The sequence below is a fragment of the Geothrix rubra genome (assembly GCF_030268065.1).
Taxonomy (GTDB): domain Bacteria; phylum Acidobacteriota; class Holophagae; order Holophagales; family Holophagaceae; genus Geothrix; species Geothrix rubra.
The window spans coordinates 570846-588919 of record NZ_BSDD01000002.1; the positions used below are offsets into that span (position 1 = coordinate 570846).

An 18074-nucleotide genomic window follows, 5' to 3' on the forward strand; every position below is an offset into this window, starting at 1 on the left:
GTCGCAAGGGTCATCGGCGCCCCCCTTCCCTGCCTCGCTAAGCTGGAAGACCGGAGGATCCTTGGCCGACGCCCTGCTTCAAGCCGCTCCCTGGTGGGCCTGGGGAGGCTTCCACGCCTTCATCTTCTTCATGCTGGCCCTGGACCTGGGCGTGTTCAACCGCCGCATCCACGCGCCCAGCATGCGGGAGGCGGCCGCCTGGAGCGCCGTGTGGATCGTGCTGGCCATGGGGTTCTGCGGCCTGATCTTCTGGGGCGAGGGCACCCAGAAGGGGCTGGAGTGGATGACCGGCTACGTGCTGGAGAAGTCCCTCAGCGTGGACAACCTCTTCGTGTTCGTCCTCGTGTTCCAGAGCTTCGAGGTGGACCTCCGGCACCAGCACCGGGTGCTCTTCTGGGGCGTGCTGGGGGCGCTCATCATGCGCGCCGCCATGATCCTGGCGGGCACGGCGCTGCTGAACCGCTTCGAATGGATGATGTACGTCTTCGGCGGCTTCCTGGTCTACACGGGCCTGAAGATGCTGCTGGTGAAGGAGAAGGAGGCCGACCCGGCGGACAACTGGATGGTGCGGACCTTCCGCCGCCTGGTGCCCTTCGACGAGAAGGGAGGCCACGAGCACCTGACCGTACTGAAGGCCGGGCGGCGCTACGCCACGCCCATGCTGCTGGTGCTCCTCACCATCGAGGTGACGGACCTGGTCTTCGCCGTGGATTCCATCCCCGCCGTGCTGGCGGTGACCCGCGACCCCTTCGTGGTCTACACCTCGAACATCTTCGCCATCCTGGGCCTGCGGAGCCTCTACTTCCTGCTGGCCAAGATGATGGACCGCTTCCACCACCTGAAGACGGGCCTGGCCGTGGTGCTGGCCTTCGTGGGCGTGAAGATGTGCGTCGCGGAGTGGGTGCACATCCCCGTGCAGTACAGCCTGCTGGTGATCGCGTCGGTCCTGGCGGGCAGCGTGGTGGCCAGCCTGGCCTGGCCCGCCGAGCGGGGGGAGGGCGCCTGATGGAGGTCTGGCATCACGCCCTGGAGGAGGCTCCGGCCGCCGGCCCCCTCGTCGTCACCCTGGGCAACTTCGATGGCGTCCACGCCGGCCACCGGGAGCTCCTGCGCGCGGCCGCGGCCCGCGCCCGGGCCCTGGGCCTGCGGGCGGCGGTGGTGACCTTCGATCCCCACCCCACCGTGGTGGTGGCGCCGGAGCGGCGGCCGAAGCTGCTCATGACCCTGGCCCAGCGCCTGGCGGCCTTCGAAGCCGAGGGCATGGACCTGGCCTGGGTGATCCCCTTCAGCCGCCTCTTCTCCGAGCTGTCGCCCGAGGCCTTCCTCCACCAGCTCCGCCGGGCCCTGGCGCCTGCGGAGCTGCACGTGGGCCGGGCCTTCTGCTTCGGGCGGGACCGCCGGGGCGACGTGGCCACGCTGGAGGCCTGGGGCGAGGCGCACGCGTGCCGCGTCCACACCCTGGCCCTGAAGGCGGCGGACGGCGGCCGCCTTTCCAGCACCCGCATCCGGGAGGCCCTGGACCGGGGCGAGGTGGAAGCCGCCGCGGCCCTGCTGGGCCACCCCTACGCCCTGACGGGGGTGGTGGTGGAGGGCGACCGGCGCGGCCGGCACCTGGGCTTCCCCACGGCCAACCTAGCCTGGGAGCAGGAGCAGCTGCCGGCCCATGGCGTGTACGTCACCCAGTCCCTCTGCCCCCACCATGGCGAGCCCCGCATGGGCCTCACCAACGTGGGCGAGAAGCCCACCTTCGAGGGCAAACGCCTCACAGTGGAGACCCACCTGCCGGACTTCGAGGGCGACCTCTACGGGGCCCGCCTGGAGTTGCGCTTCCTGCACCGCCTCCGGGGCGAGGCGAAGTTCGCCTCCGTGGACGCGCTGCGGGACCAGATCGAGAAGGACGTGGCCCAGGGCCGCGCCTGGTGGGCGGCGAACCAGGGCTGAAGGGCCCGGCGGCCGGCCCTCAGCTGGCGGCCGCGACCCGCCAGCGGGCGAGGGGCCGCTCCGCCAGATCCCAGACCTGGAACCCCAGGGGCAGCCGGGTCACCCCCAGCTTCCGCCGGATGTTCGCCTTGGCTTCGTCGAGGCTCCGGGCCTCGACGGGGCCGTATTCCATGAAGTAGCCGCTGAATTTGTAGCCGAAGGTCCGCATGGGAAGCTCCGTCCGATGGAGCCAGTATTCGTCTTTTTTTCGTGTTCGTCAAGGGGGGGATGTCGAGCGCTCCCGAGATCATGGTGGGGGCTCCGGACGGACAATGGCTGTCTACCAGCCGAAGCGGAGGACGATCCGGCTCCGCCAGGGGGGCGCCAGGGGCCGGGGGCGGACCACCACCACGTCGTCGTCGTAGGCGCGGTACCGGGGGCGGTCGTCGCGGCAGGCCCGGTCCTCCCAGCGGTCGTCGTCACGGTCGTAGCGGTCGTAGCGGTCATAGCGGTCATACCGGTCGTAGCAGCGGTCGTCGCGATCGGGGCGGGCTTCCAGCACCACCACGCGCCGGGGGCCGCGCCCGCGCCAGGGGCCGTGGTCGTGGTCGCGGGCGGCCAGGGGCAGGACGGACAGGATGAGCAGGCCCAGGGTGGCAAGGCTTCGCATGGCTTCCTCCAGGGAAGGGAGCCTCCGGGCGGGTGCGGCAGGAGGCTCGCCGGGGGTGTTTCACGGCCCGTGCCAAGGCTGGATAAGCTGCAAACGATAGGCTTGACATGGGTGTCGGAAAAGCCGATCGCGCGAAATGCATCCTCCGAGCCGGCCCCTGTTGCAGGGGGCCACGCCCTACCGCTCCCGCCTGTCCCCCACCACCACGGCGGGCACGCCGGCCACGATGGCCCAGTCGGGCACGTCCCGCGTCACCACGGCGCCCATGGCCACCACGGCGTGGTCGCCCACGGTGACGCCGTCCGTGACGCCGGCGTTGGCGCCGATCCACACGTCCGCGCCGAGGCGGATGCCCCGGGAGCGCACGGGCTGGTCCCGCACGGGCCGGTCGGGGCGGATCCCGTGGTCGAAGGCGTAGAGGACGGCCCCGCTGGCGATGCGCGTGCCGTCGCCCACGGTGATGCCCTTCCGGCCGCCGTCGAGCCGGGCCCCGGCGTTGATGCTCACGTCGTCCCCCAGGGTGAGGGGCCCGTGGAGGAAGGCCTGGGCCGCCACGGCGCAGCGGTCGCCCGTGACGATGCCGCGGCCGGGTTCGCCGAAGAGGGCGGCCTCGGGCGCGATGAAGCACCCTGCTCCGAGGCGGACCGTCTCCTGCGCCTGCAGGCGGGCCTGCACCTCCGCCTGCCAGGCCTCGGCCCAGGCCCGGTGGCGGGGCTTGAGGGCGAAATAGAGCCAGGGCATCCAGCTGAGCCGGCGCTGGTGCTGTTCCCGGAGGGCCGCGAGGTCGCGCATGGGCCCCATGGTACGCGCTACCCTGGGCCCATGCCGCACCTGACGCCCCTGCCCACCTGGTCCTTCGCCCTCGGGGCGGTCACCACCCTCTTCTCGGTGCTGAACCCCATCAGCGGCGCGGCGGTGTTCGCCGCCTCCACGGCGGGAATGCCGTCGCCGGCCCTGCGCCGCAGCGCGCGGAAGGCGGCCCTCACGGCGGGCACGGCCATGGTGGCCTTCGCCCTCGTGGGCCAGTTCATCTTCAGCCTCTTCGGGTTCACGGCGCTCGCCATGCAGTTCGTGGGCGGCGTGCTGGTGCTCTACCGGGCCATCTCCATGCTGTACGGCGACGACCCCCGCGAGCGCAGCACGGAGGACGAGAAGGCCGAGGCCAGCCGCAAGCTGCCGGAGGACTTCGCCATCATCCCCTTCGGCATCCCGCTCCTGGCGGGCCCCGGCACCCTCTCCACAGTGATGGGCATGATCGCGGGCCTCAGTTGGTCCGAGTACGGCGTGGTGCTGGTGGCCATCCTGCTGAACGCCTGGATCGTCTACCTCTTCCTGCGCAACGCGCCGGCGGTGTTCGCCCGCCTGGGGGCCATCGGCACCAAGGTGGTGAACAAGCTCATGGGCCTCATCCTGGCGGCCGTGGCCATGCAGTTCCTCATCAACGGCGTGAAGGCCCTCGCCGTGGAGATCCAGCACGCGCCGGCGGCGGTCGCGGCGCTGAAGTAGCTACTTCAGCGCGGCCTCGAGGGCGGCGGTCAACTCGGGGCTCTCGGGGGCCACCTTGCTCGGGAAGGCCTGGAGCACCCGGCCGTCCCGGCCCACGAGGTACTTGTGGAAGTTCCACTGGGGCTCGCCGAAGCCCTTCGTGAGGAACTGGTACACGGGCGCCTGGTGGGGGCCCTTCACGTCGAGCTTGGCGAACAGCGGGAAGGTGACGCCGTAGGTGGTGCTGCAGAAGGCCTGGATCTCCGCGGGGGTGCCGGGCTCCTGGCCGCCGAACTGGTTGCAGGGGAAGCCGAGCACCACGAGCCCCTGGTCGCGGTAGCGCTGGTAGAGCTTCTCGAGGCCCGCGTACTGGGGCGTGTAGCCGCAGGCGCTGGCCACGTTCACGGCCAGCACCACCTTGCCGCGGTAGGCGGAGAGGGCCTGGGGCTTCCCGGCGAGGGTGTCGAGGCTGAAGTCGTAGAGGGACATGGGGGCCTTCCTTTCGGGGGCGGGGCCGCCGGCGGCGGCGGGGGCCAGGACGAGCAGCATCGCGGCGAGGGGAAGCAGGCGCATGGGCCCTCCGGAGCCGAGAGTATAGGTCGCGACAGGGAAGCCCGCCCGGGCGCCGATCTGGACACGGCCCTCAGGGCCAGGCCACCTGGAAGACCATGCGGCAGGGGTGGGCCTGGCCCTCGAGCCGCGCCGGGCTGAAGCGCCAGGCCCGGGCCCAGGCCGTCAGCTCCGCCGCGGCCTCGGGGGGGCCGCCCTCCAGCCGGACCTCCGCCACGCGGCCCGTGGCGTCCAGGGTCAGCTCCAGGCTCACGGTGCCGGTGAAGCCCGGCAGGAGGGGCCGGGCCGGGATCTCCAGGGGCTCCGCGGGCTGGGCCTGCACCCGGGCGGGGTCCTTCCCCGCCGCGGCGAGGCGCTGGGCCACCGAGTGGTCCAGGGCGGGCTCGGGCAGGGGCGCGGAACGTCGGAGGAGCCGGGTGAGCCAGGACATGCCCCAGGATGCCATGGGGGCCGCCCCGGCTCGCCGGGCCCCGGATGCCGCTGGGCGGCGGGAGGGAACCGCCGGGAAGCCCGGGCTGGGGATCCGGGCCCGCCTCGGGCAAGCTGACGGCATGCGCCTGGACCCCCTGCACCGGCACTTCCGTGCCCGCCTCCGCAAGCGGACGCCCTGGATCATCGTGCTGATCTTCGCGGTGCTCTTCACCGTCGTGCAGTTCGTCCTGGGGCCGTTCTCCCCGCAGATCCACCACCCCGGGGCCCTGGCCAACGCCCTGCTCATGCCGTTCCTGATCTCCTTCTCCTACGGCTTCCTGAGCCCCCTGCCCTGGCGGTGGACGGGGGACGACCGGGGCCGGGCCTCCTTCCTGCGGGGGATCCTCCAGGCCCTCCTCTCCAACACCCTGCTCATCGTCCTCCTGGTGAGCCTCAGCTGGTTCCTGGTGGGGCACAACGCCGCCAAGGCCGAGATCATGGGCACGGGCGCAGGACGGCCCGTCACCTTCCTGCGGGTCCTCGGCCTCCAGGCCTTCCTGGGCGCGCCCATGATGACGATCATCGGCGCCATCATCTCCTTCGGGGAGACCACCGCCGAGGAGAAGGAGGCTGCGGAGGCCCGCCTGGAGGAGGCCCAGTGGATCCTCCTGCGGGGCCAGCTCAGCCCCCATGTGCTGTTCAACTCCCTGAACGGCCTGGCGGAGCTGGTGCGGCAGGATCCCGAGGCCGCGGAGCAGGCCATCCTGGACCTCTCCGAGCTGTACCGGGCCCTGCTGCGCCACGGCGACCGGATGCGGGCGCCCCTGGCGGACGAGCGGCGGCTGGTGGAGCGCTACCTCGCCGTGGAGACCCTGCGGCTGGGAACGCGGCTGCGGGTCTCCTGGGAATGGGACGGGGCCCTGGATCCGGTGGCGGCGCCGCCCTTCCTCCTGCAACCCCTGGTGGAGAACGCCCTCAAGCACGGCCTGGCCCCCCACCTGGAGGGCGGCGAGCTGGCCATCTCCCTGCGCCGCCAGGGCGAGGGCCTGTGCCTGCGCGTGGCCAACACCGGCCGGCCCATGGCCCTGGTGCTGGGCAACGGCGTGGGCCTGCGCAACCTGGAGGCCCGGCTCCGGCTGGCCTACGGTCCGGCGGCTTCCTTCCACCTGGGAACGGAGGGACCCTGGTCCGTGGCGACCATCCGCCTCATGACCCTGGAGACGCGGCGATGAGACCCCTGCGCGTGGCCCTCGCGGACGACGAGCCCCTGGCCCGGACCCGGCTGGCCCGGCTCCTCCGGGAGGCGGGCTGCGAGGTGAAGGCCGAGCTTGCCGACGGCCCCTCGGTGCTGGCCTGGCTGAAGGGCGCCCCGGACCTGGATGCCCTCTTCCTGGACATCCAGATGCCCGGCGCCACCGGGCTGGAGGTGGCCGTGGAGCTGGCGGACTGCCGGACCTGCCCCCCCGTGGTGTTCGTCACCGCCTACTCCGAGCATGCCGTGCGGGCCTTCGAGGCCGCGGCGGCGGACTACATCCTGAAGCCCGTCTCCGCCGAGCGCCTGGCCAAGTGCCTGGCCCGCCTGGGGGAGGGTGGGCCCCGGCGGTCCGAGGCTGTCGGACCCCTGCCCCAGCGGTTCCCCGTGAAGGCCGGCGAGGGCCATGTGTTCCTCGACCTCAAGCGCACCTCCCACTTCGAGGTGGAGACCGAGGTGGTGTGGGCCTGGGCGGCCGGCTCCCGCCACCGCACGGCCTGGACCACCCTGGCCGAGGTGGAGGCCGCCTTCCCGGGGGCGGGGCTGCTCCGCATCCAGCGCCACCTGCTCCTGCGCCCCGAGGCCGTGCTGGGCCTGAAGCCCCTGGAGGGGGGCCGGGCCTCCGTCCGCGTGGGGGAGGGCCTCGACCTGGAGGTGAGCCGCAGCGTCACCCCGCGGCTGAAGGAGCTGCTGGGGCTGTAGCCGCAGGCCGCGCTATGCTGGCCTCACTACACGAGGTTCCCATGCGGATCACGGCACTCACGGCGGTTCTGGCGGTTTCCGGCGCGCTCCTGGCGGCGGCCGAGGGGCCCCAGACCAAGGCCCAGCAGGCGGCGGCGTTCCATCCCGAGGTGCCCACGCCCTCCCGGACCGGGGTGGACGCGGCCGCGGCGGCCCGGGTGGCCCTGGAGGCGGCGAGTCCCTTCCGGGCCGTGCCCTTCCGCTGCGTGGGGCCCATGGGCCAGGGGGGGCGCGTGGTGCAGATCGCGGCGGACGACCGGGCGCCCGAGCACTGGATCGTCGCCTTCGCCACGGGGGGCCTCTGGTCCACGGCGGACGGGGGCAGCACCTGGACCTCCCTCTTCGACCGGGCCCCCGTGGCGGCCCTGGGCGACTTGGCCGTGGTGTGGGGCGCGCCGGGGGTGCCGAGGGTCATCTGGGCGGGCACGGGCGAGGCCAACGCAAGCCGCAGCACCTACGACGGCGCCGGCCTCTTCAAGTCCCTCGACGGCGGGCGGACCTGGCAGGCCGCGGGCCTGGCTGACAGCCACCGCATCGCCCGCATCGTGGTGGACCGCTCGAACCCCGACGTGGTCTACGTGGCGGCCCAGGGCCCCCTCTACACGGAGGGCGGCCAGCGGGGCGTGTTCAAGACCACGGACGGCGGCCGCACCTGGACCCAGGTGCTGAAGGCCCCGGCCCGCACCGGCGCGGTGGACCTGATCCAGGACGGGAAGGACGCGGACACCCTCTACGCCGCCCTCTGGGAGAAGGACCGCAAGCCCTGGGACTTCCTGGAGAGCGGGGCCGGTTCGGGCGTCTACAAGACCACGGACGGCGGGCGCACCTGGACGCGCCTGGGCCACGGGCTGCCGGAGGGGGCCACGGTGGGCCGCATCGGCCTGGCCCAGAGCCACCAGGACCCGAGGAAGCTCTTCGCCTTCGTGGACAACCAGACCCCCCTGCCCGCAGGCGAGCCGGACCCCTACGCCGATCCGGAGGCGCTGACGCCGACCCGGGTGGCCGCCCTCTCCGAAGCGGAGGTGGCGAAGCTCGAGCCCAAGCGCCTGGACGCCTTCCTGCGCCGGAACGGCTACGACGCCTCCGTCACGGCGAAGGAGGTGCAGGCCCGGATGAAGGCCGGCACCCTGACGGTGAAGAGCCTGCTGGCCTCCCTGGGCGACGCGGAGCGGGCCCTCATCGACGCCCGCATCGTGGGGCCGGAGCTGTACGCCAGCGAGGACGCCGGCGCCACCTGGCACCGCACGCACCAGGACCGGCTGGAGCAGTTCACCTACACCTACGGCTACTACTTCGGCCAGGTGCGGGTGGACCCCGCGGACGACCGGCACATCTACCTCCTGGGCATGCCCGCCATCGTCAGCGAGGACGGGGGCCGCACCTTCAAGGGGATGAACGGGGAGGACTGGGACACGGTGCATCCCGACCACCACGCCCTCTGGATCGATCCCCGGGACTCCCGCCGCCTCGTGCTGGGCAACGACGGCGGCCTGAACGTCTCTACCAACGGCGGCCGCACCTGGCGGGCCGTGAAGAACCTGCCCGTGGGGCAGTTCTATTCCATCGCCACGGACCGGGCCGAGCCCTACCGTATCTACGGCGGGCTGCAGGACAACGGCGTGATGACGGGCCCCGCCGAACCCCTGAAGCCCGGCCAGCAGAAGGACCGCTGGAAGGCCATCTACGGCGGGGACGGCGGCATGGTGCAGGTGGACACGAAGACGAACGGGACGGTGTACACGGAGTACCAGTTCGGGTCCATGGCGCGCATCGACGGCGGCGCGCCCACGGGCATCAAGCCCAAGCCGAAGCTCGGCGACGGCCCCTACCGCTTCAACTGGGTGACACCCCTGGCCCTCTCGCCCCACAGCCCCGACATCCTCTACACCGGCGCCCAGGAGGTGCTGCGCAGCCTGGACCGCGGGGCCACCTGGGCCCGCATCAGCCCGGACCTCACCTCGAATCCGCACCAGGGCAACGTGCCCTTCGGCACCCTCACCATGGTGGTGGAGAGCCCGAAACGCTTCGGCCTGCTCTACGCGGGCACGGACGATGGCCGGGTGTGGGTGAGCCGGGACGGCGGCTACGCCTGGACCCGCTGCGGCCAGGGCCTGCCCGCGGACCGCTGGGTGACGCGCCTGGAGCCCAGCAGCCACGCCGAGGGCACGGTGTACGCCACCTTCAGCGCCTACCGGAACGACATGGCCGAGGCCCTGATCTTCCGGTCCACGGACTACGGCGCCACCTGGACTTCTCTCGCCGGCAACCTCCCGGCGGAGAACCTGAACGTGGTGCGCGAGGACCCCGCCAACGCCGACCTGCTCTTCGCGGGCTCGGACCTGGGCGTCTTCGCCAGCCTGGACGGCGGGAGGCGCTGGGAGGCCCTGGGCGCGGACCTGCCCCACGTCCCCGTGCATGACCTGGCCATCCAGCCCCAGGCCCACGACCTCGTCGTGGGCACCCACGGCCGCAGCGCCTGGGTGGCCCCCATCGGGGCCCTGGAGGCGCTGACGCCCGCGGTGCGGGCCGAGGCCGCCCACCTCTTCGAGCCGGCCAAGGTGCAGGCCCAGGCCTGGTGGAAGGAGGACCGGCCCACCTGGTTCGTCACCCGGGAGCCCAAGGCCGAATCCTTCTGGTTCCACCTGGCGAAGGCCGGGGACGCCACCCTGACCCTGGCCGATGCCAAGGGGGTCGTGCAGCGCCGGTGGACCGTGACGGGCGCCGCGGGCCTCAACCGGGTGGACTGGGACCTGCTGGTTGATCCCGCCCTGCGGAAGGACCTGCCTCCGGGCCGCCGGCCCTTCGTCCTGGCGGGCGACTACTCGCTCACCCTGGAGGCCGCCGGGAAGAAGCTGACCACCAAGGTCCCCGTGGAGAAGGCCAAGGATGCGCCGCCCAGCGACGACGACGAGGCGGAGGCGGGGCGCTGAGGGAGGCCAGACCCATCTCAAAAGATCTCCACGAAGGACACGAATGAGGGGGCTCGGGATCGAGGGTTCGCCTTCGTGCCCCTGGTGCTTTGCTTCGTGCCCTTCGTGGAGAGCCTTTTTCCGGGGAAGGCCGCCCTACTTCCGCAGCTTCATCAGGTCCAGGAAGATCACCAGGGCCATGAGGGAGGCCAGCAGGAGGAAGCCGCCGGTGAGGATCTTCTCCTTCAGGTCGAGGGAGAGGTCCTTGCCGCGGACCCGCTCGAAGGCGAGGAGGGCCATGTGGCCGCCGTCCAGGGCCGGGATGGGCAAGGCGTTGAGGATGGCCAGCTGGAGGCTGATGGCCCCGCACATGAAGAGGAAGGTCTCCCAGCCGCTCTTGGCCGCCTGGCTGCCCTGGCGGATGATGCCGATGGGGCCCGCCACCTCGCCGCTGCGGGCCTGGAAGCTCACCAGCCGCTTGAGGAACGCGAACACCTGGCCCGTGAGGCGCCAGGTGGTGATCCCGGCGTAGCGGGCGCCCTCGAGCACGTCGCCCGGGCGGAAGGCCCGGCGTTCCAGGGGGATGGGCACGGGGAACTGGCTGAAGCCCAGGCGGCCCTTGCCGCCCTCCAGCCGGGGGGTCAGGTCCATGGCGAGGGGCTTCCCGTCGCGGACGAGGCGGAAGGGGATGGGCTGGCCGGGGTGGGCCTGGATGTAGGCCACGGTGTCCTCCCAGGTGGTGCCGGGGAAGGCCAGGGGGCCGATGGACTGGATCTCATCGCCCGCCTTCAGCCCGCCCTGGGCGGCGGCGGAGCCGGCCGCCACCTCCACCACGGTCCAGGTCTCCTGCACCTTGGTCACCCGGGCCTGGCTGATGCCCACCAGGGTGAAGAGCACCAGGGTGGTGGCGAGGTTGGACAGGATGCCGCCGCTGTAGAAGAGCATGCGGCGCCACACGGGCTGCTTGAGGAAGCCGTAGGGATCCTCCGCGCCGGGCTCCTCGGGGTTGAAGCCCGCGAGCTTGACGTAGCCGCCCAGGGGCAGGGCCGCCAGGCGGACATCTGTCTCCTTCCAGCGGAAGCCCATCAGGCGGGGCCCGAAGCCCAGGGAGAAGACCTCCACGGGCATGCCCATGCGCTTGGCGGCCAGGAAGTGACCCAGCTCGTGGAGGAAGATGAGGCCCCCCAGCATGAGGACGGGCCCCCAGAACCCCACCCCCGGCCAGTGGAGCTGGACGAGGGCCAGGGCGCAGGCGGAGGAACTGAACACGGCGGCGGAGCGGAAGGACATGAACACCCTGGGGACTAGCGGGACGCGACCCACCCTTCAGCATGACGCCTCGCGGCGGCATCCGCATCCAGGACCTGGGCCAGGGAGTCCAGGGGCTCGGAGGGGAGGGTCTCCAGGATGGCCCGGTCGCAGGCCTGGATGTCCCAGAAGCCGATGCGCCGGGACAGGAAGGCCGCCACGGCCACCTCGTTGGCGGCATTGAGGATGGCCGGGGCGGTGCCGCCCGCCCGCAGGGCCTCGAAGGCCAGGCCCAGGCAGGGGAAGCGGCCCAGGTCCGGGGGCTCGAAGGTCCAGGTGCGGGCCTCGGTCCAGGGGTAGGGCGGCACGGGGCCCGGCCGCTGGTCCGGGTAGAGGAGGGCGTACTGGATGGGGAGCTTCATGTCGTTGGCGCAGACCTGGAGCTGGTAGCTGCCATCCCGGAAGCCCACCATGGCGTGCACCTGGCTCTGGGGGTGGACGGTGACGGCCACCTGGTCCGCCGTGAGCCCGAAGAGCACCGAGGCCTCGATGACTTCGAGCCCCTTGTTCATGAGGGTGGCGCTGTCGATGGTGATCTTGGGCCCCATCTTCCAGGTGGGATGGTTGAGGGCCTCCTCCACCGTGGCGGCCTGGAGGCGCGCCAGGGGCCAGTCCCGGAAGGGGCCGCCGCTGGCCGTGATGCGCACCTCGCGGATGGAGGCCGGGTCGCGGCCGTCCAGGAGCTGGTGCAGGGCCGCGTGCTCGCTGTCCACGGGCAGCAGTTCGCCACCTCCGGCCAGGGCCGCCGCGTGCATGAGGCCCCCGCCCACCACCAGGGACTCCTTGTTGGCCACGCAGACCCGGCGGCCGGCCCGCAGGGCGGCCTCCGTGCTGGCCAGCCCCGCGCTGCCCACGAGGGCGGCCACCACCGTGTTGGCTTCCGGATGCAGGGCGCAGGCCAGGAGCCCCTCGGGGCCCCAGTGCAGGTCCGGCGCGTAGGAGAGCCGGGACCGCAGCCAGTCCGCGTCCTCCCTCAGGCCCACGGACAGGGCCCGGGGCCGGAAGGCCTCGGCCTGGGCCAGGAGCAGGTCCCGGTTCCGCCCCCCCGCCAGGGCCACGACCGCAAGCTCCTCGGGATGGGCCCGGACCACGTCCAGGGTGGAGGTGCCGATGCTCCCCGTGGAGCCGAGGAGGGCGAGGTGGCGGAGGGTCAATTGAATCCCAGGACGAAATGCACGTACCCGTAGAGCACCGGCGCGGCGAAGACGAGGCTGTCCACGCGGTCCAGGATGCCGCCGTGGCCGGGGATGGCGACGCCCACGTTGGAGTCCTTCACGCCGGCGCTGCGCTTCCAGGTGCTCTCCACCAGGTCGCCCAGCTGGCCGGCCACGCCCATGAGCAGGCCCAGGGCCACGGCGTCCACCCAGGTCCACTCGGTGCAGACGGTGGCGACCATCAGGAAGGCTCCGGCCACGTTGCCGGCCAGGTTGCCCGCGGCGCCCTCCCAGCTCTTCTTGGGACTCACCCGGGGCGCCAGCTTGTGCTTCCCGAGGAAGGTCCCCACGAAGTAGGCGGCGGTATCTCCCAGCCAGGTGATGACGAAGAGGGCCAGGACGAGGCGGCTGCCCGTCTTGGGCAGGGTGCCCTGGAGCATGAAGAGCTTCTGCTGGAAGCCCAGGCCGAAGCCCAGGGTGAGGGCCGCGAGCCAGGTGATGGCCTGGCTGGGCAGGGCCTCCTCCAGCTTGGGATCGAAGAAGAGGGCGCCGAAGTGGATCACCAGGAAGCCCCCGGCGAAGACCGCCCAGAGGGGGAGCGGGTCCGAGTTGCCGGTGACGAGGAAGAAGTGGGCCAGGATGCCCCAGGCCACCAGGAGGCCCGTGGCCAGGGAGGGGTTGAAGCCCCGCACCCGGGCCATGAGGGTCATCTCCCGCACGCCGCCCAGGATGGCCACGGCCATGAGGGTGAGGTAGGTCCAGGCGGCCCAGGGCCGGTCCCCGTGCCAGAGCAGGGTGAGGAAGAAGACGGCGAACACCAGCCCCGTGGTGATCCGCACGGTCATGTTCCTCTTGTCCACGGTGGGCGTGGTGCGGTCGGGCATCAGAGGCCTCCGAAGCGGCGTTCCCGCTGGGCGTAGTCCTCCAGGGCCTCCCGCAGCTGGACCGGACCGAAGTCGGGCCAGAGGCAGTCGGTCATGTGGAACTCGGCGTAGGCGGACTGCCAGAGCAGGAAGTTGGAAATGCGGTGCTCCCCGCTGGTGCGGATGAGCAGGTCCACGTCCGGCACCCCGGCGGTCCAGAGGCGGGCGGCCAGGGCCCCCTCGTCCACCTGGTCGGCCTTCAGGCCATCCGCCACGCAGCGCCGGGCGGCCTGGACCAGTTCCAGGCGGCTGCCGTAGTTCACGGCCAGGTGGAAGGTCATGCCCGTGTGGCTGGCGGTGGCGGCCTCGAGCCGCCGGATGTCCTCGCGGATGCCGGCGGGCATGCCCTCCAGGGACCCCAGGTGGTGGAAGCGGATCCCCTTCTGGGCCAGCTTGGAGACGAACATCCGCAGGTACATGCGGAGGAGCGCCATGAGGGCCCCCACCTCGAGGGCGGGACGCTTCCAGTTCTCCGTGGAGAAGGCGTAGAGGCTCAGGTGGCCGATGCCGGCGTCCGAGGCGGCCTCGAGGATGCGCTCCACGGCCTGCACCCCGGCCTTGTGCCCCTTGATCCGGGGCCAGCCCCGCTGGGCCGCCCACCGGCCGTTGCCGTCCATGATGATGGCCACATGGGTCGGGATGCTCATCGTGGGCCTAACAGGCGGAAAGGGAGGTGTGCCCCCCGTGGCCGGCCTCGCGTATCCCCGCAGGGGATACCGAGAGGATGAGGGCCGGGGAGGTCGACGCTGTCATCGCGGGCTCCAGGTGCCCATGGCAGAAGGCCGTTCCGCGTGGCCGGCCTCGCGCATCCCCGCAGGGGATACCGAGAGGATGAGGGCCGGGGAGGTCGACGCTGTCATCGCGGGCTCCAGGTGCCCATGGCAGAAGGCCGTTCCGCGTGGCCGGCCTCGCGTATCCCCGTAGGGGATACCGAGATGATGATGGCCACGTGGGTCGGAATGCTCACGGACGCGGGTCCCCGGAAGTGAAAAAGGTCATGCTATCACGGGGGTTGCCGACGAGACGGGGAGGGGCTGGACCCGGAAGCCCCCGTGCTAGGCTTGTTCCCACCCATTTCCCGGCGACCGCCCATGGTTCAGTTCAATACGCGTGCCAATGAGATCCTGCTCAAGCTGGTCTACTACGGCCCGGGTCTGTCCGGAAAGACGACGAACTTGCAGTCCCTGCACGCCATGTGCACGGACACCCAGCGGGGCGAGCTGTTCTCCGTGAACACCCAGGAGGACCGGACCCTCTTCTTCGACCTGCTGCCCATCAACCTGGGCTACATCTACGGCAATGCCATCCACCTGCAGATCTATACCGTGCCGGGCCAGGTGCAGTACGACGCCAGCCGCCGGGTGGTGCTGGGGGGGGCCGACGGCGTGGTGTTCGTGGCGGATTCCGCCGAAGCCAAGATGCAGGAGAACGTCGATTCGCTGTCGAACCTCTACCACAACCTCAACGCGAACCGCCTGAACATCAAGCAGATCCCCTTCGTCATCCAGTACAACAAGCGGGACCTGCCCGACGCCATGGCCGTGGGCGTCATGAACCGCCGCCTGAACTTCCGCAGCGTCCCCTATTTCGAGTCGGTGGCCAACCGGGGCACCGGCGTGCTGGAGACCTTCCTGGCCATCACCCGGGAGACGGTGGGCTACACCTTCAAGAAGTACCACCTGGACAAGAAGATCAAGGACTTCGACGAGATGCTCAACCTCATCGAGTCCAACGTGCGCTCCAACCTCCGGGAGCTGCCGCCCCAGCCGGAGCAGGCTTCCGCCCCGTCCTCCGAGGCCACCGTGCTGCGCCACAGCAACGTGAGCGTGGCGGACCTGGTGCCGGGCAAGGTGGCGGACGCCCAGGAGCTGCTGGAGGATGCGCTCAAGTCGAACATGGAGACCGCCCGGCTCTACTCGGAGCTGAAGCAGGCCAAGGAGAGCCTGGAGAAGAAGAACGAGGAGATGAGCCAGCTCTACACCCAGCTGGACCGGGCCAACCAGGACAACCTGAAGACCCGGAAGTACCTCGAGGGGCTCGTCCAGAACATGGGGGAAGCCGTCATCTCCTTCACCGCCGACGGCAAGATCCTCACCTGGAACGCTGCGGCGGAACGCATCTTCGGCTACACCCGCCCCGAGATCGTGGGCCGCAACATGGCCCAGCTCTCGCCGGACCGCCTCCTGTCGGAGCTGGAGGTGGCCCTCCAGCAGGTGGGCCGGGGCCAGGTCGTGCGCGACATGGAGACCACCCGGCTGCGCAAGGGGGGCGTGGCCTTCCCGGCCAGCGTCACCTATGCGCCCGTGCGGGGCGGGGACGACCGCGTGCTGGCCTACTCCGCCCTGGTGCGCGACCTGGGCGAGAAGAAGGCCCTGGAGGAGCGCCTGGTGCACTCCCAGAAGCACGAGGCCCTGGGGCGCCTGGTGCCGGCCCTCTTCCACGAGGCCGCGAACCGGCTGACGCCCGTGCTCCTGGAATCCCGGCTGATCGCCGAATCCGCCCTGGATCCCCACCAGGCCGGGCAGGCGGAGCGCCTGGTGCGCGCGGTGGAATCCGTGCAGGCCCTGCTGCTGCCGCTCCAGACGGTCCTGAACCCGCCGGCCCCCCACCGGGGGGCGGTCCAGCTGAACGAGGTGATCCAGGAGGCCGCCCGGTTCGCGGAACTCAAGGCCCAGCGCATGGGGGCCAACCTGGAGCTGAACCTCGAGGAGGGCCTGCCCGAGGCCTCGCTGGACCGGGCCCTCCTCTTCCAGGCCCTCACCAACCTCTTCCTGAACGGCCTCCAGTCGGTCTCCCTGAGCCCCGTGAAGCGGGTGCGGGTGGCCAGCCGTCGCGTGGGGGACAGCCTCCAGGTGGTGGTCCAGGACTCCGGCCCGGCCCTCCAGGAGGGGCAGCTGGCGGGGCTCTTCGACCCGGCCTCGGCCACGTCCACGGAGGGCCTGGCCCTGCCCGTGGCTGAGACCATCGCCCGCCAGCACGGCGGACGGCTCACGGTCCGCAGCCAGGACGGCCTGGGGAACGCCTTCCTGCTGGAACTGCCCGCGGTCCCGGTGCCCGCGGCCGCCCCGGTCCCGGCCGCGGGGCTCGGCGGGCGCAAGGCCCTCGTCGTGGACGACGAGAGCTTCCTGCTGGAGTGCCTGGTGGACGCCCTGACCGCCTGGGGCGTGGAGGCCGTCGCCTGCACCCAGGGCGAGGAGGCCGTGCGCCACCTGGAGCAGTCCGACGCGTTCGACTTCATCGTCTCCGACATCCGCATGCCCGGGCTCTCCGGGATGGACCTCTTCGATTGGCTGAAGGCGAACCGGACAGGGATGACGCGACGCATCCTCTTCACCACCGGCGATGCCTTCGACGCGCAGACCCGGACCTTCCTCGAGACGAACGGCGTGCCGCACCTGGGTAAGCCTTTCGATCTACGCCAGCTCAAGCAGAGTCTCGAATCGCTGGTAGAGACTCCGATCGAGGCGTGACGCCCGGCCTTGGGGCATAATGAGGGGCTTCCACAACAGCCCGTCATCTCCGAGGAGGAGCGTTATGCAGCGCAGCTGGGTCATGGCACTCATCGTCGGGTCGGGGCTCCTCGCCCAGACCCCTCCCCCGGAACCGCCTCCCGCCCCCGCCCCCGTGGCCCCGGAGGCCAAACCCCAGGCGCTCAAGCCCGAGCCCGCGGTGAAACCGGAGGCCCAGGCCCCCGCCGCCGAGGCCCAGGCGCCCGCGCCGGAGGTGAAGACCGCCGCGCCGGAGGCGAAGCCCTTCGACCAGTGGCGCCCCACCCAGCGCAAGTACGCCTACGACCTGGACCGCGCGGCCCTGGCCGCCCACGAGCTGGGCTACTACCGCAGCCATCCCCGGGCCGTCGAGGTCCGCGACGCCCTCGAGGCGCTGGTGGGCACGAAGGAGGCCCTGCCGGACAAGGCCAAGGAGGGACTCGCCCCCGTGGAGGCCTACCTGGCGGCCTTCTATGCCAATCAGGGTCCCTATGGCGCCGACGGGAAGAAGGTCCTGATGGAGGGCAACTGGAAGGGCCTGCGCTCCCTGGCCCTGGCGGCCACCAAGGCCGGAACCCGCACCGGGGATGCCGCCACCAAGGGACTGGAGGGCCGGCTGGCGCGGGTGCGCGGCCTCCTCTTCGATCCCAAGGTGGATGCCGCGGCGCCCACCTGGGCCGAGCCCGAGGCCGCCAAGGGCAAGAAGGCCCGGAAGGCCAAGGCCCCCAAGGCCCCCGAGGGCTTCCACGAGCAGAAGGCCGTCCTGGCGTTCTGGGTGACACAGGCCATGCACTATGTGGAGGACACCCCCCAGGAAGTGGTGGTCAAGGGCGAGAAGAAGATGCGGCTGCTGCCTGATCCCGGGCCGACCAAGGCCCTCGGCGGCCTGGTCACCTGGCTGGACCGCGACGACCTCGAGGTGCTCCGCGATCCGGGCATGGGGTGGCTGGACCTGCGCCGCCTGGTCCCCTCGGCCGGAGCCGACCAGGGCCGCCTGGGCTTCGGCCTGCTGGACCATGCCGCCGACATCGCGGCGGCCAAGGCCCCCGAGGGCGCCCCCGCGGCCCTGCCCCTGCTGCCCGGGATGCAGCCCGTCATGGGCGAGAGCAAGTTCAGCAAGGGCGACGAGAAGCGCGCCATCCTGGCCGACGTGAAGCTGCTGCCCCCCGCCGCCACACTCCCCGAACAGATGGCGGCCTTCGGGAAGCTGGGCCGGAGCCGCGGGTTCGAGGTGAAGTGAGCC

The 18074-nt window shown here is 71.6% G+C and carries 17 protein-coding genes; 8 read left to right on the forward strand and 9 right to left on the reverse strand.

Annotated elements, in window-relative coordinates; all coding sequences use genetic code 11:
* Positions 1-61 precede the first annotated feature (61 nt).
* On the forward strand, positions 62-1006 hold the full coding sequence (locus QSJ33_RS07365; protein WP_285724097.1) for a TerC family protein: 945 nt from the start codon (positions 62-64) through the stop codon (positions 1004-1006).
* On the forward strand, positions 1006-1941 hold the full coding sequence (locus QSJ33_RS07370; RefSeq protein ID WP_285724099.1) for a bifunctional riboflavin kinase/FAD synthetase: 936 nt from the start codon (positions 1006-1008) through the stop codon (positions 1939-1941). Before QSJ33_RS07365 ends, QSJ33_RS07370 begins: the two co-directional genes overlap by 1 nt.
* Positions 1942-1960: 19 nt before the next feature.
* Here the strand turns inward: QSJ33_RS07370 and QSJ33_RS07375 are convergent, their stop codons facing one another.
* From QSJ33_RS07375 to QSJ33_RS07385, 3 genes are all read right to left on the reverse strand, one after another.
* Positions 1961-2149, reverse strand: a complete 189-nt coding sequence (locus QSJ33_RS07375) for a hypothetical protein (protein ID WP_285724101.1) — start codon at positions 2147-2149, stop codon at positions 1961-1963.
* Between the two features lie 111 nt (positions 2150-2260).
* Positions 2261-2590 carry a hypothetical protein gene (locus QSJ33_RS07380; RefSeq protein ID WP_285724102.1) on the reverse strand — a complete coding sequence of 110 codons (330 nt, stop codon included), beginning with the start codon at positions 2588-2590 and terminating at the stop codon, positions 2261-2263.
* A 177-nt stretch (positions 2591-2767) separates the two neighbouring features.
* Entirely contained in the window at positions 2768-3382 is a 615-nt protein-coding gene (locus QSJ33_RS07385; protein WP_285724105.1) for an acyltransferase, read from the reverse strand.
* 30 nt (positions 3383-3412) lie between these two features.
* On the opposite strand from QSJ33_RS07385, the gene QSJ33_RS07390 reads away from it, so the two are divergent.
* A complete protein-coding gene (locus QSJ33_RS07390) occupies positions 3413-4096 on the forward strand; it encodes a MarC family protein (protein WP_285724107.1) in 684 nt (227 codons plus the stop codon).
* On the opposite strand, the gene QSJ33_RS07395 is transcribed toward QSJ33_RS07390, so the two are convergent.
* Together QSJ33_RS07395 and QSJ33_RS07400 are read right to left on the reverse strand one after the other, a co-directional pair.
* Positions 4097-4648 (reverse strand): glutathione peroxidase, encoded by a 552-nt coding sequence (locus tag QSJ33_RS07395; protein ID WP_285724110.1) that lies wholly within the window; start codon positions 4646-4648, stop codon positions 4097-4099.
* Positions 4649-4718: 70 nt separating this feature from the next.
* Positions 4719-5075: an energy transducer TonB gene (locus tag QSJ33_RS07400; RefSeq protein ID WP_285724112.1), complete on the reverse strand. Its 357-nt coding sequence runs from the start codon at positions 5073-5075 to the stop codon at positions 4719-4721.
* On the opposite strand from QSJ33_RS07400, the gene QSJ33_RS07405 reads away from it, so the two are divergent.
* The 3 genes from QSJ33_RS07405 to QSJ33_RS07415 are packed head-to-tail and all read left to right on the forward strand — an operon-like array spanning position 5062 to position 9979.
* A complete protein-coding gene (locus QSJ33_RS07405; protein WP_285724114.1) occupies positions 5062-6288 on the forward strand; it encodes a sensor histidine kinase in 1227 nt (408 codons plus the stop codon). The two genes, QSJ33_RS07400 and QSJ33_RS07405, sit on opposite strands and share 14 nt — an antisense overlap.
* Complete coding sequence (locus QSJ33_RS07410) at positions 6285-7010, forward strand: LytR/AlgR family response regulator transcription factor (protein ID WP_285724116.1); 726 nt, start codon at positions 6285-6287, stop codon at positions 7008-7010. The genes QSJ33_RS07405 and QSJ33_RS07410 overlap by 4 nt, the downstream gene beginning before the upstream one ends.
* Before the next feature lie 41 nt (positions 7011-7051).
* A complete protein-coding gene (locus tag QSJ33_RS07415; RefSeq protein WP_285724118.1) occupies positions 7052-9979 on the forward strand; it encodes a WD40/YVTN/BNR-like repeat-containing protein in 2928 nt (975 codons plus the stop codon).
* Positions 9980-10114: 135 nt separating this feature from the next.
* Here QSJ33_RS07415 and QSJ33_RS07420 read toward each other — a convergent pair whose 3' ends face one another.
* Genes QSJ33_RS07420 through uppS form a run of 4 tightly spaced genes read right to left on the reverse strand, consistent with a single transcriptional unit; the run spans position 10115 to position 13990 of the window.
* On the reverse strand, positions 10115-11248 hold the full coding sequence (locus tag QSJ33_RS07420) for a M50 family metallopeptidase (protein ID WP_285724119.1): 1134 nt from the start codon (positions 11246-11248) through the stop codon (positions 10115-10117).
* 14 nt (positions 11249-11262) lie between these two features.
* Positions 11263-12420: a 1-deoxy-D-xylulose-5-phosphate reductoisomerase gene (gene dxr, locus QSJ33_RS07425; protein ID WP_285724120.1), complete on the reverse strand. Its 1158-nt coding sequence runs from the start codon at positions 12418-12420 to the stop codon at positions 11263-11265.
* Positions 12417-13304, reverse strand: a complete 888-nt coding sequence (locus QSJ33_RS07430; protein WP_285724122.1) for a phosphatidate cytidylyltransferase — start codon at positions 13302-13304, stop codon at positions 12417-12419. Before QSJ33_RS07430 ends, dxr begins: the two co-directional genes overlap by 4 nt.
* Positions 13304-13990, reverse strand: a complete 687-nt coding sequence (uppS, locus tag QSJ33_RS07435) for a polyprenyl diphosphate synthase (protein ID WP_285724124.1) — start codon at positions 13988-13990, stop codon at positions 13304-13306. The genes QSJ33_RS07430 and uppS overlap by 1 nt, the downstream gene beginning before the upstream one ends.
* Before the next feature lie 444 nt (positions 13991-14434).
* Here uppS and QSJ33_RS07440 point away from each other — a divergent pair, with 444 nt between their 5' ends.
* Both QSJ33_RS07440 and QSJ33_RS07445 read left to right on the forward strand, forming a co-directional pair.
* Entirely contained in the window at positions 14435-16813 is a 2379-nt protein-coding gene (locus tag QSJ33_RS07440; protein ID WP_285724126.1) for a PAS domain S-box protein, read from the forward strand.
* A gap of 64 nt (positions 16814-16877) precedes the next feature.
* Complete coding sequence (locus QSJ33_RS07445; RefSeq protein ID WP_285724128.1) at positions 16878-18071, forward strand: hypothetical protein; 1194 nt, start codon at positions 16878-16880, stop codon at positions 18069-18071.
* Positions 18072-18074 lie beyond the last annotated feature (3 nt).

What these genes read in the sequence shown, in the direction of transcription:
- QSJ33_RS07375 (WP_285724101.1), bottom strand. Translation starts at nt 2,149, where the DNA reads ATGCGGACCTTCGGCTACAAATTCAGCGGCTACTTCATGGAATACGGC.
- QSJ33_RS07395 (WP_285724110.1), bottom strand. Translation starts at nt 4,648, where the DNA reads ATGCGCCTGCTTCCCCTCGCCGCGATGCTGCTCGTCCTGGCCCCCGCC.
- QSJ33_RS07420 (WP_285724119.1), bottom strand. Translation starts at nt 11,248, where the DNA reads ATGTCCTTCCGCTCCGCCGCCGTGTTCAGTTCCTCCGCCTGCGCCCTG.
- QSJ33_RS07400 (WP_285724112.1), bottom strand. Translation starts at nt 5,075, where the DNA reads ATGTCCTGGCTCACCCGGCTCCTCCGACGTTCCGCGCCCCTGCCCGAG.
- QSJ33_RS07385 (WP_285724105.1), bottom strand. Translation starts at nt 3,382, where the DNA reads ATGCGCGACCTCGCGGCCCTCCGGGAACAGCACCAGCGCCGGCTCAGC.
- QSJ33_RS07390 (WP_285724107.1), top strand. Translation starts at nt 3,413, where the DNA reads ATGCCGCACCTGACGCCCCTGCCCACCTGGTCCTTCGCCCTCGGGGCG.
- QSJ33_RS07410 (WP_285724116.1), top strand. Translation starts at nt 6,285, where the DNA reads ATGAGACCCCTGCGCGTGGCCCTCGCGGACGACGAGCCCCTGGCCCGG.
- QSJ33_RS07430 (WP_285724122.1), bottom strand. Translation starts at nt 13,304, where the DNA reads ATGCCCGACCGCACCACGCCCACCGTGGACAAGAGGAACATGACCGTG.
- QSJ33_RS07370 (WP_285724099.1), top strand. Translation starts at nt 1,006, where the DNA reads ATGGAGGTCTGGCATCACGCCCTGGAGGAGGCTCCGGCCGCCGGCCCC.
- uppS (WP_285724124.1), bottom strand. Translation starts at nt 13,990, where the DNA reads ATGAGCATCCCGACCCATGTGGCCATCATCATGGACGGCAACGGCCGG.
- QSJ33_RS07380 (WP_285724102.1), bottom strand. Translation starts at nt 2,590, where the DNA reads ATGCGAAGCCTTGCCACCCTGGGCCTGCTCATCCTGTCCGTCCTGCCC.
- QSJ33_RS07445 (WP_285724128.1), top strand. Translation starts at nt 16,878, where the DNA reads ATGCAGCGCAGCTGGGTCATGGCACTCATCGTCGGGTCGGGGCTCCTC.
- QSJ33_RS07440 (WP_285724126.1), top strand. Translation starts at nt 14,435, where the DNA reads ATGGTTCAGTTCAATACGCGTGCCAATGAGATCCTGCTCAAGCTGGTC.
- QSJ33_RS07415 (WP_285724118.1), top strand. Translation starts at nt 7,052, where the DNA reads ATGCGGATCACGGCACTCACGGCGGTTCTGGCGGTTTCCGGCGCGCTC.